The following is a 13217-nucleotide window of genomic DNA, read 5'->3' as shown; positions in this document are numbered from 1 at the left end:
CCGATGTGCCGCGGGCTCAGGTGGTGGCGGGAGAATCGCCGAGCAGCCGCTCGATGCGGGCGTACGCGGCCGCCATCGCGGGCTCGGCGAGGTAGGTCACCGCGCAGGCTACCGGGTGCCCGGGCGCGGCAGGGTGGGTGGTTCGTGAGTGGCAACAAGTGTTAGAACACTCGTAGCCACTCACGACCCACCTGCCCAGCGGAACCGTCCGCACGACCGTTCGCGCTCCCGACGGTCCGCTTCAGGTTGCACACCGTTGATCGGCGATGTCGCAAACGCGGCGTTGGGGACGCTCAACGTCGCTGACGGGCCGTTTGCGACATCCCGAGCAACACCACGTTTGCCTTTCCCATCAATAACACTCGTTGTCACTCACGACTCTTTTGAATGTTGGTTCTTTAGTCGGTGTTTCCGCGCGCCGATTCGCCATAGGCTTTACGTGGTTTAGACCAATGCTAATAAATATCTATTAGCTCATTCATTGGCACGCCGTAGCCGTAGCCGTGTCCACGTCCAGGGAGACACCATGAGCCTTTCCCGTTGCACGACAAGGATCGCCGCGCTCGCTGCCTTGTGCGCGAGCACGATGATCTTCGTTCCCGGCGCCCAGGCGGCGCGAAACTCGACCGGCTGAACGCCGTGGTCGCCGGGCTCGGCGACACCGCGCGGCTGCAGCGGGTCGGCGGCGAGTACCGGTCCGCGATCGCGGGCGGTGACGCCGAGCCCGGCGGCGGAGTCCGCTGTTCGCTGGGCTTCAACGTGAAGAAGCCCGGTACCAGCACTGCTTACCTGCTCACCGCCGGCCATTGCGGGAACGTGGCGTCGACGTGGGCGACCTCGGGCGGCCAGGTCATCGCGTCACGCGTGGGCACCAGCTTCCCCGGCAACGACTACGCGCTCTTCCAGTACACCAGCGGTATCGCCCGCCCCGGTTCGGTGAACCTCTACGACGGCACGCTGCGCGACATCGCCAACGCCGGTAACGCCGTGGTCGGGCAGACCGTCGGCCGCAGTGGCAGCACCACCGGTTTCCACCGGGGAAACGTGACGGGCCTCAACGTCACCGTGAACTACGCCGACGGCACCACGGTCACCGGCATGATCGGCACCACGGTGTGCGTCGAAGGTGGTGACAGCGGTGGCGCGCTGTTCGCCGGGAGCACCGCACTGGGCCTGACTTCGGGCGGCAGCGGAAACTGCACCAGCGGCGGGAATTCCTTCTATCAGCCAGTGACCGAAGCGCTCAGCGTCTACGGCGTCAGCGTCTACTGATCCCGTCCGGCTCCGGAGGCCTCGGTCTCCGGAGCCGGCGTTTCGGCGTGTGCCTTGATCTTCGCGAGGGTGTGTTCGATCGACGAGACGTTGTAGCCAGGACGGTCGGCTCGCCCGGTGACGCGGGGACCCAAGAACCTGCGGATGAACCAGTTGCCCACGCGGTACCAGTTCTCGGTGAGCCGGCAGCCGGTCTCGGTGGGCACGACCACATAGGACCATCGGGACACCCGGACGCCGAACGGCGTTCGGACGTCGAAGGTGAACAGGCGCGGGGGATCGCAGGCGACCACGCGCACCTTCGTCTCCCACTGCTTGGCGCCGTTGCGGTTGACGCCACGGAACCTGGCGCCCACGGCCGGTCCGGGTAGGCCGCCGACCCAGCGGCCGCCGACGTTTTCGGGACTGTACGAGCCCATCCGGGGCAGATCGCTCAGCATCGACCACACCACGTGCGCGTCGGCGGCGATGTCCACGCCGCGCGAGATTGTCGGCTCCACGCGCACCACGGTGTCAGCGTGGGTGGCCGCAGACAAGGTGGCGGACGCGGGTGCGCACGCCAGGAGAAGGACGCGGGTCATCACCGGGACGATCCACTGCGGCCGGGTTCGGCGCGGGGACGCAGCGCGTCCGCCGGAAGCCATTGCGACGCCGGGCTGTTGCCGATGGCGAAGACAGCCCATCCGACCCAGTGGCCGGTGGTGGTCAGGTCCCACATCTTCAACGTGCCGGGCACCACCGCCTGCAGGTCCATGCCCTCCTGCACGTACGCCTGCGAAGGCTCGACCGGATACGCGACGGCCAGGTTGACCCACACCGGCTGCGGAGGCCTCACCGCGCGAAGGTGCTTCGAGCCAGGCGGGCGAGGAGGTTGTTCGAACATGCGTTCGATTATGCGTCGATTGGCGGTTCGCGCGAAGTCGAGTGCCCCGGCAGGGTGAGTCGCCCTGAGTAGGCGTTTGACCTCGGCGATGCGCAGTGTGGCGCCACTTTGCGCCATTCCTACTTGTCATGGCGCCATGATGGTGCCATAGTGGTGCCATGGACCTGACGACGTACGTGGACAAACTCGGCCGGGAGCTGGCGGCGCTGATCGAAACCGGCGGTGACGACGCCCAGGCGCTGGTCGAGCGCCTCTCCGGGTCGCTGGATTCGGCCATCCGCCTCACGCTGCTGGACGCGCTGTCGGGGGCCGCGGACGAGATCACCCGCGACCTGGCGCCGGGCTCGGTCGAAGTCCGCCTCCGCGGCCGCGACCCGAACTTCGTCGTGAGGGCACCGCAGCCCGACCAGCCGTTCGAGGACACCGCCGGCCGCGCGGCCGGTACGGCGGCGCCCGAACCCGCTCCGCCCATCACCGACGAAAGCGCCACCGCGCGGATCAACTTCCGGCTCCCCGACCAGCTCAAGGCCGCGATCGAGGAAGCCGCGGCCAAGGAAGGGCGCTCGGTCAACGCCTGGCTCGTCCGGGTTTCCTCGGCCGCACTGCAGCCGGCGGACCGCGAACGGCAACCCGGACAAGGCGGCAAACGCGGCGCGCAGCGCGTCACCGGCTGGGTGCGCTAGAGGCACATTTCTTCTCACCGCTCCCACCTGCGGAGACGGTCAACCGATACACGAACAGGGGACAGCTATGCCCATTTTCGACACGCCGGAACCCATCACCGTCACCATCGACGTGAGCGTCGGCGACGTGCGGATCACCGCCACCGACCGGACCGACACCGTCGTCGAGGTGCGCCCGACCGACGAGTCCGAAGACACCGATGTGAAGGCCGCCAAGCAGACCCGCGTCGAATACGCGAACGGGACGCTCGTGGTCAAAGGCCCGAAATCCCGGGTGCTCGACTTCTCCAAGAAGCTCAGGTCTGTCGACGTCACCATCGAGCTGCCCACCGGTTCCCGGGTGCACGGCGACGCGTCGGTCGGCGACTTCAGCAGCACCGGCCGGCTCGGCGAGTGCCGGTTCAAGACCTCCGCCGGCCACCTCCGGCTCGACCACACCGGCCCGCTGCGCGTGAGCACGTCGGGCGGTCACGTCACCGTGGAGCGGGCCGAGGGCGACGCCGAGATCTCGACCGGGACGGGGAGGGTGCGCGTCGGCGAGATCGACGGCACCGCGGCCATCAAGAACTCCAACGGCAACACCGATCTCGGCACGGTCACCGGCGACGTGCAGGTCCGCGCGGCGAACGGGGACATCTCCATCAACCGGGCGCTGGGCGGCCGGGTCGACGCCAAGACCGCCAACGGCAGCATCCGCGTCGGCGAGGCGATCCGCGGCGCGGTCACGGTCAAAACCGCCACGGGCGACCTCGAAGTCGGCATCACCGAAGGCACCGCCGCCTGGCTCGACGTCAACACCAGCTTCGGCCGCGTGCACAACTCGCTCACCGGAACCACCGAGGACGCCGCGCCTTCCGGCGACACCGTCGAGGTGCGCGCCCACACGTCCTTCGGCGACATCACCATCCGCCGCGCCTGAGTAATCCATTTCTGGGGAAAGGAAAATTCCATGACCACAACGCCGCTTCATCCGGCGATCGTGGCTACCGGACTGCGCAAGTCGTTCGGTGACCACGTAGTCCTCGCCGGCATCGACCTGAATGTGCCGCGGGGAACGGTTTTCTCCTTGCTCGGCGCCAACGGCGCCGGCAAGACCACCACGGTCAAGATCCTGTCCACTTTGATCAGTGCCGACGGCGGCAGCGCCTCGGTCGCCGGTCACGACTTGACGTCCGAACCGGACGCGGTCCGTGCCGCGATCGGTGTCACCGGCCAGTTCTCCGCGGTGGACAACCTGCTCACCGGCCGCGAGAACCTGATCCTGATGGCGGACCTGCACCACCTCGGCCGGACGACCGGCCGTAAGCGTGCCGACGACCTGCTCGAACAGTTCGACCTCGTCGAGGCGGGCGGGAAACTGGTATCGACCTACTCCGGTGGGATGCGGCGGCGGCTCGACCTCGCGATGACCCTGGTCGGCAGCCCGGAGGTGATCTTCCTCGACGAACCGACCGCCGGCCTGGACCCGCGCAGCCGCCGCGGCATGTGGCAGATCGTCCGCGAACTCGTCGCCGGTGGCGTCACCATCTTCCTCACCACGCAATACCTCGAAGAAGCCGACGAACTGGCCGACCGCATCGCTGTCCTCGACCACGGCCTGCTGGTCGCCGAGGGCACCGCGGCGCAGCTGAAGCGCCGCATCCCCGGTGGGCACGTCCGCCTGCAGTTCGCCGACGCCGCACAGCTCGACTCGGCCGCCCGTGTCCTCGATCCGATGTCCCGCGACGACGACGCGCTCACCCTGCAGGTCCCGGCCGACGGCAGCGTCAAAGCGCTGAAGCTCATGCTCGACCGGCTCGACCAAGACTCCATCGAGGTCGAAACGCTGTCCGTGCACACGCCTGACCTCGACGACGTTTTCCTTGCCCTGACCGGAAACCCCCAGACCGAAGAGGTGACCACCGCATGACCACGAGCACGCAAGCCCTGAGTGATTCGGCGACGATGTTGCGCCGCAACCTCCGGCACATGATCCGTTACCCGTCGATGACCTTGATGCTCGTCGGCATGCCCGTCATCTTCCTGCTGCTGTTCGTCTACGTCCTCGGCGGCACACTGGGAGCCGGGCTCAGCGCCCCTGTCCCGGGTGGCGCGGTCGGCGGCCGCGCGGAGTACGTCAACTACGTCGCGCCCGCGATCATCCTGATGACGGTGGCCGCCGCCGTTCAGGGAACGGCCATCTCGGTCGCGATGGACATGACCGAAGGCATCATCGCCCGGTTCCGCACCATGTCCATCGCCCGCGTTTCGGTACTGACCGGGCACGTCATCGGCACCCTGGTCCAGACGTTGATCAGCTTGGTGCTCGTGCTCGGCGTGGCGCTGCTCGTCGGGTTCCGCCCGGCCGCGAGCCCGATGCAGTGGCTGGCGACCGCCGGTGTCCTCGCCGCGGTGACGTTCGCGCTCACGTGGTTGTCCGTCGCGCTCGGCCAGGTGAGCAAGAGCGTCGAGACCGCCAGCAACCTGCCGATGCCCTTGACCCTGCTGCCTTTCCTCGGCAGCGGGTTCGTCCCGACGGACTCCATGCCGGCCGGGCTGCGCTGGTTCGCCGAGTACCAGCCGTTCACCCCGATCATCGAAACCCTGCGGGGCCTGCTGATGGACAAGCCGATCGGGAACAACGCCGTGATCGCGCTCGGCTGGTGTGTCGTCATCGCCCTCGGTGGTTACCTCTGGTCGAAGAAACTCTTCAACCGTGAGAGTGCGTGATGACAACAGGAGATGTCGCGACGCCAATCCCGGAGCTACCGATGGAACGGCCGTCGGGCTGCCCGTTCGACCCGCCCGCAGAACTGACCCGGATTCGTGAGCAACGGCCGTTGAGCCGGTTCGTCTACCCCGACGGGCACGTCGGCTGGCTGGTGACCGGGCACGCCCAGGCCCGCGCGGTGGTGGGCGATTCCCGCTTCACCTCGCGGTACGAGCTCATGCACTATCCGTTCCCGGGAACGGGAATCACCGAGATGCCCCCGGCTCCGGACGGCGATCTCACCGGGATCGACGCCCCCGAGCACACCCGCTATCGGAAACTGCTCACCGGCAAGTTCACCGTCCGCCGTATGCGCGAACTCACCGGCCGCGCCGAGCAGATCACCGCCGAGCACCTCGACGCCATGGAGCGCGGCGGCCCGGGGGCGGACCTGGTGTCCGCCTACGCCCACCCCATCCCGGCGGTCATGATCTGCGAGTTGCTCGGCGTGCCGTACGCCGATCGCGAATCCTTCCAGCGGCACGCGGTGGCGTTGAGCGGCGTCGACGCCACCGAGGAAGAGCAGTTCGCCGCTTACGGGCTGCTGCAGGAGTACATCGGGGAACTGGTGCTCGCCAAGCGTGCCCATCCCACCGACGATCTGCTCGGCGACCTGACCACCAGCGACCTCACCGACGCCGAACTCTCCGGCATCGGGGCGTTCCTGTTGGCCGCCGGTCTCGACACCACCGCCAACATGATCGCGCTGGGTACCTTCGCGCTGCTGAGCCATCCCGGACAGCTCGACGCCCTGCGCGCCGACCCGGGCATGGCCGAGCAGACCGTCGAGGAACTGCTGCGGTATCTGAGCGTCGCCCACACCGGGGTGCGGGCGGCGCTGGAAGACGTCGAGCTGGACGGCCAGATGATCAAGGCGGGGGAATCCGTCACCGTGTCGGTCCAGGCGGCGAACCGCGACCCGGCGAAGTTCGCCGACCCCGACACACTCGACCTGCGCCGCAAGGCCACCGGGCACCTGGCCTTCGGGCACGGTATCCACCAGTGTCTCGGGCAGCAGCTGGCCCGCGTCGAGCTGCGGGTCGCCCTTCCCGCGCTGTTCGCCCGGTTCCCGACGCTACGCCTGGCCGTTCCGGAGAAGGATGTCCCGGTGCGGGGGCCCGAGATGGGCATCTATGGCGTCCACCGGCTGCCCGTCACCTGGGACCAGGCATAACCGGTTCCCGGATGACGATCTTCTGCGAGCCGGGCCGAAACGGACGATGATGGCTGGCCCAGGCTGTTGTCCGAACAGCCGGGAGAGGAGGAACCGCGATGAGCAGCAGCGAAAGCGGGGCCACGAGCGTTTTGGACGAACGACTGCGCCTCGACCATGGTTTCGGCCTGGCGGACCAGGAATGGGTGACCAAAGCCCTGGCGGGGCTCGCCCCGCACCTGAACGGCTGGCACCCGGACCAGATCGACCTCGAGATCTCGGTCAAGGAACGCGACGGCAACGACCAGCGGGTCACCCTCGAAGCCTCCATCGCCGGCTTGCCGAAGCTGGTCGCGACCTCGGCCGGACACGATCTCTACCAGGCGATCACCGAGGTCCGTAAGGAACTGATCCGCCAGATCGAGGACCAGAAGTCGCGGCGTGACCCCAGTCGGCACCGCGCCTCGGTGAAGCACCCGGCCGGCTGACCGGGGTCTCTCAGGGGCACCACACGGCCGCAATCCGGTCCCGGTATTCCCCGCAGGTCGCCCGGACCTGCGGGGTGACGGCCCCTTGGACACGCATGACCGCGAGGAACTTGTCCAGCGGGATCTGCGAACCCTCCCGGCCGAAGTCGATGATGCCGCTCGCACCGTCGATCCGGGAGCTGCCGGTGATCCGGGTGATCATGTGCCAGACCGCGCCGGGAGTGACCTTGGTGCCCCGCAACATGTTCACCGCCGCGACGATCCCGGTGAGGGCGTCGTAAGCGGTGGGCGCGTCGTCGGTCAGATACGACTCGCGAAGACTGGCGCAGCGCTCGGGGAACAGCTCTTTCAACGCGTTGTTGAGATCGCCGCCGGAATAGCAGTTCTGGCCCCCGAGCGCCAATGCCACGTAATCGAACGGGATCTGCGGAAAACGTTCCCGTGACTTGGAATCGGCCACATAGCGGGAAAGGTCGTCCCCGGCCAATATCGCGGGCGGTGCCGAGCTGCAGGTGCCGTTGATACCGTCGAGCAGCTGGGCGAAGTCGGCGGGCCTGCCGGTGTAGAAGACGAGTCCGTCGGTGCCGCACAGGCGCTGGCCGACGTCGCGCGGGCTGGGTTTGTCCGGGACCGCGGGTTTCGGGCTGGGGGTGTAGACCCGCGGTTCGACGGCGAACCCTTCCCGGCCGAACTCCTCGAGCGCGTCGGTGGTCAGGCTGGTGCCGTAGAAGTCCTCCGGGTTGTCCGCGGACACGACGACCACCTTGCCGGTGACGCCGAGCTGGTTGCGCGTGTACCTCGCCGCGACCTGGGCCTCACGCCGGTTCTGCGGGGAAACCTGGTAGTACAGCGGGGACTCGTTCTGCAGGTTGTCCGCGGTCAGTGGCGCCGCGATCATCGGGATCCCGGCGCTGCCAAGGGCTTTGATGGTGTCGACGGTCTGCTTGCTGCTGACGGCCAGTCCGACCGCGCCGATGATGGACTCGTCGTCGGCCATCCGCCTGCCCAGCATGTTCGCCGCCACCTGGCCTTGCCGCATTTCGTGCCCGGCGTTGACGAACAGGATCCGCACCAGCGGATCGGCCACGTTCCCGTCGAGCTGGCGACGCTGCCGTGCCGCGATCCCCTGCAGGCGCTCGACTTCCGAGGAGAGGATGTCCCCGGCGGCGCTCATTTCGGAGATGTAGGCGACGGTGACGAACTGGCGGCCCGGATTCTCCTGACGCAGCTTTTCGGCTTCGTCGTTCTGTTTCGCGATCACCTGCTGGACACCCAGCAGGTCCGGGGGCTGGTTGAAACTCGGCAGTGGCTCGTCGCTCGAGCCGATGCATTCGTTCCCGATGGTGACCAGGTACTTCGCGCCGGCGTTCTCGCTGCCGAGGTCGCAGTGCGCCTGGCTCCACTGCTTCTCGGCTCGCGAATCGGCGCGGAGCAAAGAGATCACGACACCGCCGGCCGCGAGCGCGAGCACCACGAACGCGGTGGTGAGGACCGTGGCCCGCGACCACATCGGCGGTGCGGGCACTTTCAGCTTGCCTGCCGGGGGCTGGATCTCGGCCTCGGCCTCGGCCGACAAGGAGCTCTGGATCGGCAGGTACCAAGCGGCGGGCTGGCGCGTCCGGCTGGCGTCGGCGAAGCGGTCTTTCCACTCTTCGTAGGCGCGGACAGCCTGGCTCATGTCCCGGATGTTCCGGTGGGTCGCGCGCAGCGGAAGCGCGTCGGGCGGCACTTTCCTGCTGCCACTGATGAACAGCAGCGGGTCGAACAGGCCGGTTTCGTTGCGGATCCGGTTGACCGTCTCGAGCAGCCGGTAGCCGCCGTTGCGCCGGGTGATCCGGTCGAGCAGGATCACCGTGTACGTGGTGCGGCGAGCGGCCCGTGGCCGCCACCAGCCCCGCCGATACGCGCGCCGGACGTCTTCGAGGAACGCGTTGACGAGCAGGTCGAGCAGCTGCCCGGGATCCTCGTCGGTGGTCCTCCGGCCCGGCTCGGCCCCCAGCCTGCCGGTGAGCCGCTGCGCGAAACCGAGGAACGTCCCGGGATCGTGCGGGGCGAGATAGGACTGGCGGAGGAACCAGCGGTATTTGGGGCCGAGGCGAAACCGCCACCCCAGCCAGAACGGGGCGATCAGCCAGAGCACGATCCGGGCCCACGGCGGAACCGAGCCGGTCAGCACCTGCCCGAAACCGTCTTCGGGTGGTTTCCGTTTCCGGCGTGCGCGTTCGAAGGACCGGATGTGGTCTTTGAGTTCGGCCTCGTTGTCGACGTGGTCGGCGACGAGCCGCAGCTTCATCAGCCACCGGGCGAGTTCGAAGCGCCGGAACGCGATACGGCCGTACTTCTTGTGCCCGCCGGAAGCCAGTTGCTTCGAGAGTTCGAACAGGACGGCCGCCACCTGGTCGAGATCGGTGTAGCCCACCTGTTCGTCCGGGGTTTCGGGGGCGGCGGCGGATTCCGCGTCCTCGTCGGGTTCGTATTCGTGCCAGGCGTGCGGAATCCTGGTGGGCCGGGCGTGCACCAGGTATTCGCGCACGGCGAGCAAAAGGGGCTGGGCGCCGGCGTCCCGGACCAGGCCCAGCATCGGAAGGCCCCAGCGGGGCTCGACTCCCCGTTCTCTCGAGGGGGTCTCGCCGCGCCTCGGTCGCTTCACCAAAACCTGCAGCAAGTCTATGAATGCGTCGAAACCCACGAACACTGGCGCGGCCCCCCGATTTCGTCGTGCCCGGTGTGCTGAGGAATGCTACGGGAATCCAGGTGGGTGTCGATATGGGTGCTGCCCAGCTCGATCGCTTCACGCAGGACGGCCACGGCCTGTTCTGGATCCGCCGGGCGTGGTGGCGGAGGTCATTTTGTGCTTTTCCGTGTCGTCAACGGCAGGGGAAACCTGCCGTGACACCCACGGTCCGCCCTTCGGGAGGAGGGCGGCAGTACCCCCGCGTTCCTAGGAGTGACAGGGATACTCGGTCCGGGTGGACCTGTCAGGTGGAGCGCGGCGGGAGCTTCGCGCGGTCGCGTTCCCAGCGGAGGAAGAGCCCCGACGCGGCGGAAATGCTGGTGAGCAGCCAAACCGCGACCCCGGCGTCGTCGGTCACGCCGATGATCGGCAGGAACTCGGGCAGGACGTCGATCGGCGAAATCAGGTAGACCACGGCGAAACCCCACAACGCCATCCGGCTTTTCGGCAACCCGGGGTAGCCCTCTTTGCGCCCGGAGCGCAGAAGCCGTGGCAGGGCACGGGCCCTGGCGAAAACCGAACCGACCGGTTCCGGTTCGCCCGTGACGATCCGGTGCCGCCGCTTCGCCGCGCGCCGCAGCAGACCGGTCGCGACCAGGACCGCGCCCAGCGCGAGCAGGCCGATACCCAGCCCCAGCGGGGGGATGCCGAGCACCTCGGCGTCACGGAACAGCGAGGTCGCCAACCCCAGCAGAGCGAGCAAACCGCCTAAGAACGCCATAGCCACCATGGTAGGGCCCGGAACCCGGCCGGGCCTGATGATCAGCGCACAGCGTGGGCTACGACTCGGTCTCCACGCTGTCGACGTCACTGACGAAGACCGGTTCGGTGCGGACCTCGAAGTTGACGGAATTGGCGATGTAGCACAGCTCATGGGCTCGCTTGTGCGCCGCGGCCGCCCGCTCCGTATCGGTGTCGTCGGCCAAGACCACCCGGGGCCGGAGGACCACTTCCTCGAACCGGCCGCCCCCGTCGGCGGTCTCGGCCATGATTCCGGTCGGGCTGTCGGAGTATCCGGTCACCACGATGCCGTCCTGGGCGCAGAGCGCCAGATACCACAGCATGTGGCACTGCGAGAGGGAGACGACCAGGAGCTCCTCGGGATTCCACCGCTCCGGCACCCCTCGGAAGGCGGGATCGGCGGTGCCCAGGATCACCGGCTTGCCGTCCGCGCTGATCTCGTGGTCCCGGGCGTAGCCGCGATAGCCGGTCGTGCCCGTGCCGGTGTTCCCGGTCCACCGCACGATCGCCTCGTAGTGATGGGTCTTCGGCATCGGCACTGTTCCCTTCGGTCGGCTGCCGGGTGAACGCTATCGGCCCGACAGCGACGCCGGTAGCGCTCAGGCGATTGGGGGAGTCCCGTGCGTGTGGAAGGACTCGATGGTCTTCAGGCCCCACGCCTGTCCCTTGGAGCGTTCGGGTTCGGTCCAGGTGATCGTGCGCCAGTCCGGCGCCAGGATCAGCCGTGCGCCCGGGTTGCACAGCTCGACGCGGTTCCCGCCGGGCTCGTAGACGTAGAGGAAGAACGTCTGCTGGATCGCGTGCTTGTGCGGCCCGGTCTCGATGAACACGTCGTTTTCGAGGAAGATGTCCGCCGCCCGCAGGATGTCCTCCCTGGTATCGGTGGCGAAGGCGATGTGGTGCAGCCGGCCGCGGCTGCCGGTCCAGTCACCGGTGTAGACGAGGTCGTAGGACTTGTTGGTGAAGTGCAGCCACTGCGCCCCGATAGTGCCGCTGTCGAGCCGGATCTGTTCGGTGACCCGGCCGCCGAGGACGTCCCGGACGAAGCCGCCGTTCGGTTCGACCTCGGCGGCGAGGAAGTTGACGTGGTCGAGCCGCCGCACGCCCACACCCCGCCCCGGGTAGGCCTGCGCCTGGTTCTTCAGTGCGGGCCGGAGCTCCTCAGGTGGTTCGTACCATTCGCTTTCCCAGTAGAGCTCGAATTCGTGTCCGTCCGGATCGGTGCACAGGTAGGTCGGGCCGATCCCGGTGTCCCCGTCGATCCAGCCGATCCCGAGTCCCGCGGCCTCGACGGCCTTCACCCGTCGTTCGAGGGCTTCCTGACTCGCGGCCCGCAGCGCTGTCCGGCGGATGCCGGAGGTCTTGTGCGCGGTCAGTTTCAGGCTGTGGTGCTCGTAGTCGTCCCACGTGCGCAGGTACACCGAGTCGCCGTCACGGCCGTTTTCGGTCAGTCCCATGACGTCGGTGAAGAATCGCAGGCTGCGCTCCGGTTCGGGGGTGAGCAGTTCGACGTGGCCGAGGTGGGCGATGTCGTTGATGACCGGCTCCTTGCGGCTGGGGAAGACGTTGGCCTGTAACGGCTTCCGGGCAAGGAGATTGTAGACCTGATTGTTGACAATGTGGGCGCCAGGGCTGCGGCCGTTTTGGTTCGACTCAGTTTTGACTCGGTTCAGCGCGCGGCGAGCCTGCCCTCGAAACCGTCGAGGATGGCGTTGAGGCCGAACTCGAAACTGTTGTCCGGCGCGGCGTTGTAGGCGGTTCCGCTGGCGCCGTCGAGGCGGGCTCGTAGTCGCGGGAACTTCCTGGCGATGTCGCCGGCTTGTGCGACGGTGTCGTGCTGCAGCTGCTCGGCGTCGCCGCCGTCGCCGCCGTCGCGGTTGTGCTGCCTGGTCAGCGCGACCGTCGCGGAGGCGCCGACGGAGTTGCCGAGCACGAACATGAAGACCGTGGCGGCAGCCTGGTCGGCGTCGGCGCCGGCGAATCCCGCTTTTTCGTACACGGCCAGGGTGTGGTCGTCGTGGCGCGCTTTGCCGGGTCCGTACAGGAGGTGGCCGGCGAGCGCCTGGACCAGCCATGGACGCCGGGTCATCATCGCGTGCAGGTCGCCGGCCATCGCCGTCGCGGCGGTGCGCCAGCCGACAGCGTCGAGTCGGGCAGGTCGAGCTCGGTCCAGACCTCGTCGGTGGCGAGCCGGACCAGGCTGTCCTGCAACTTCTCATCGCGCTGGCGTTCGTCAGCATCCCGCTCGTGCGTCAGCGCTACGGAGCCACCGCCACGGCCAACGCCCACGCGGAACTCCGGCGCCAGGGCGTGCCCGTCACAGTCTTGGCCGACAACAAGATCCTCTACAGCCAGGTCACCGCGGCGAAATCCGTGGCGGCCGCGTTCGCCCGCAAGGGCGACCCGATGCTGAAAGGCATCGACGTGAAGGCACTGCTCAAAGCCGCCGAGAGTGGTTCCCCACCTGGGTCATGCCGATCCTGCAGAACATCCGCCACACCGTCGTCATCGCCG

At 67.9% G+C, this 13217-nt stretch carries 15 protein-coding genes; 7 read left to right on the top strand and 8 right to left on the bottom strand.

Annotated elements, in window-relative coordinates; all coding sequences use genetic code 11:
• The first annotated feature begins 540 nt into the window (after positions 1-540).
• Positions 541-1272: a S1 family peptidase gene (locus VGP60_RS08695; RefSeq protein WP_327547380.1), complete on the top strand. Its 732-nt coding sequence runs from the start codon at positions 541-543 to the stop codon at positions 1270-1272.
• Here VGP60_RS08695 and VGP60_RS08690 read toward each other — a convergent pair.
• Both VGP60_RS08690 and VGP60_RS08685 read right to left on the bottom strand, forming a co-directional pair.
• Positions 1266-1772 carry an SRPBCC family protein gene (locus tag VGP60_RS08690; RefSeq protein ID WP_327547379.1) on the bottom strand — a complete coding sequence of 169 codons (507 nt, stop codon included), beginning with the start codon at positions 1770-1772 and terminating at the stop codon, positions 1266-1268. The genes VGP60_RS08695 and VGP60_RS08690 overlap by 7 nt on opposite strands.
• Before the next feature lie 80 nt (positions 1773-1852).
• Entirely contained in the window at positions 1853-2107 is a 255-nt protein-coding gene (locus VGP60_RS08685; protein WP_327547378.1) for a hypothetical protein, read from the bottom strand.
• Between the two features lie 206 nt (positions 2108-2313).
• On the opposite strand from VGP60_RS08685, the gene VGP60_RS08680 reads away from it, so the two are divergent.
• The 6 genes from VGP60_RS08680 to VGP60_RS08655 all read left to right on the top strand — a co-directional run bounded on the left by VGP60_RS08680 (position 2314) and on the right by VGP60_RS08655 (position 7228).
• Positions 2314-2838: a toxin-antitoxin system HicB family antitoxin gene (locus tag VGP60_RS08680; RefSeq protein WP_327547377.1), complete on the top strand. Its 525-nt coding sequence runs from the start codon at positions 2314-2316 to the stop codon at positions 2836-2838.
• 67 nt (positions 2839-2905) lie between these two features.
• The gene (locus VGP60_RS08675) at positions 2906-3757 is read left to right on the top strand and encodes a DUF4097 family beta strand repeat-containing protein (RefSeq protein WP_327547376.1); all 852 of its coding nucleotides are present in this window, start codon (positions 2906-2908) and stop codon (positions 3755-3757) included.
• Between the two features lie 30 nt (positions 3758-3787).
• Complete coding sequence (locus tag VGP60_RS08670) at positions 3788-4747, top strand: ATP-binding cassette domain-containing protein (RefSeq protein WP_327547375.1); 960 nt, start codon at positions 3788-3790, stop codon at positions 4745-4747.
• Entirely contained in the window at positions 4744-5547 is an 804-nt protein-coding gene (locus tag VGP60_RS08665) for an ABC transporter permease (protein ID WP_327547374.1), read from the top strand. Before VGP60_RS08670 ends, VGP60_RS08665 begins: the two co-directional genes overlap by 4 nt.
• 41 nt (positions 5548-5588) lie before the next feature.
• Positions 5589-6761 (top strand): cytochrome P450, encoded by a 1173-nt coding sequence (locus VGP60_RS08660; protein WP_327547373.1) that lies wholly within the window; start codon positions 5589-5591, stop codon positions 6759-6761.
• A gap of 98 nt (positions 6762-6859) precedes the next feature.
• The gene (locus VGP60_RS08655; protein ID WP_327547372.1) at positions 6860-7228 is read left to right on the top strand and encodes an HPF/RaiA family ribosome-associated protein; all 369 of its coding nucleotides are present in this window, start codon (positions 6860-6862) and stop codon (positions 7226-7228) included.
• Positions 7229-7238: 10 nt separating this feature from the next.
• Here the strand turns inward: VGP60_RS08655 and VGP60_RS08650 are convergent, their stop codons facing one another.
• The 6 genes from VGP60_RS08650 to VGP60_RS08625 all read right to left on the bottom strand — a co-directional run bounded on the left by VGP60_RS08650 (position 7239) and on the right by VGP60_RS08625 (position 12992).
• Positions 7239-9809, bottom strand: a complete 2571-nt coding sequence (locus VGP60_RS08650) for an ABC transporter substrate-binding protein (RefSeq protein WP_327547371.1) — start codon at positions 9807-9809, stop codon at positions 7239-7241.
• Between the two features lie 397 nt (positions 9810-10206).
• Positions 10207-10683, bottom strand: a complete 477-nt coding sequence (locus tag VGP60_RS08645) for a YkvA family protein (protein WP_327547370.1) — start codon at positions 10681-10683, stop codon at positions 10207-10209.
• A 58-nt stretch (positions 10684-10741) separates the two neighbouring features.
• Positions 10742-11236, bottom strand: coding sequence for an OsmC family protein (locus VGP60_RS08640; RefSeq protein ID WP_327547369.1), 495 nt, complete (start codon positions 11234-11236; stop codon positions 10742-10744).
• Between the two features lie 66 nt (positions 11237-11302).
• Entirely contained in the window at positions 11303-12232 is a 930-nt protein-coding gene (locus VGP60_RS08635) for a catechol 2,3-dioxygenase (protein WP_327547383.1), read from the bottom strand.
• A gap of 140 nt (positions 12233-12372) precedes the next feature.
• Positions 12373-12816, bottom strand: a complete 444-nt coding sequence (locus tag VGP60_RS08630) for a TetR/AcrR family transcriptional regulator C-terminal domain-containing protein (RefSeq protein WP_327547368.1) — start codon at positions 12814-12816, stop codon at positions 12373-12375.
• A complete protein-coding gene (locus VGP60_RS08625) occupies positions 12792-12992 on the bottom strand; it encodes a hypothetical protein (RefSeq protein WP_327547367.1) in 201 nt (66 codons plus the stop codon). The genes VGP60_RS08630 and VGP60_RS08625 overlap by 25 nt, the downstream gene beginning before the upstream one ends.
• Positions 12993-13217 lie beyond the last annotated feature (225 nt).

Origin of the sequence: Amycolatopsis sp. (assembly GCF_036008905.1) — a bacterium.
In the GTDB taxonomy this organism is placed as follows: Bacteria; Actinomycetota; Actinomycetes; order Mycobacteriales; family Pseudonocardiaceae; genus Amycolatopsis.
Note: the sequence above shows the minus strand (reverse complement) of the source record. Positions and strands in the feature narration are given on the sequence as shown.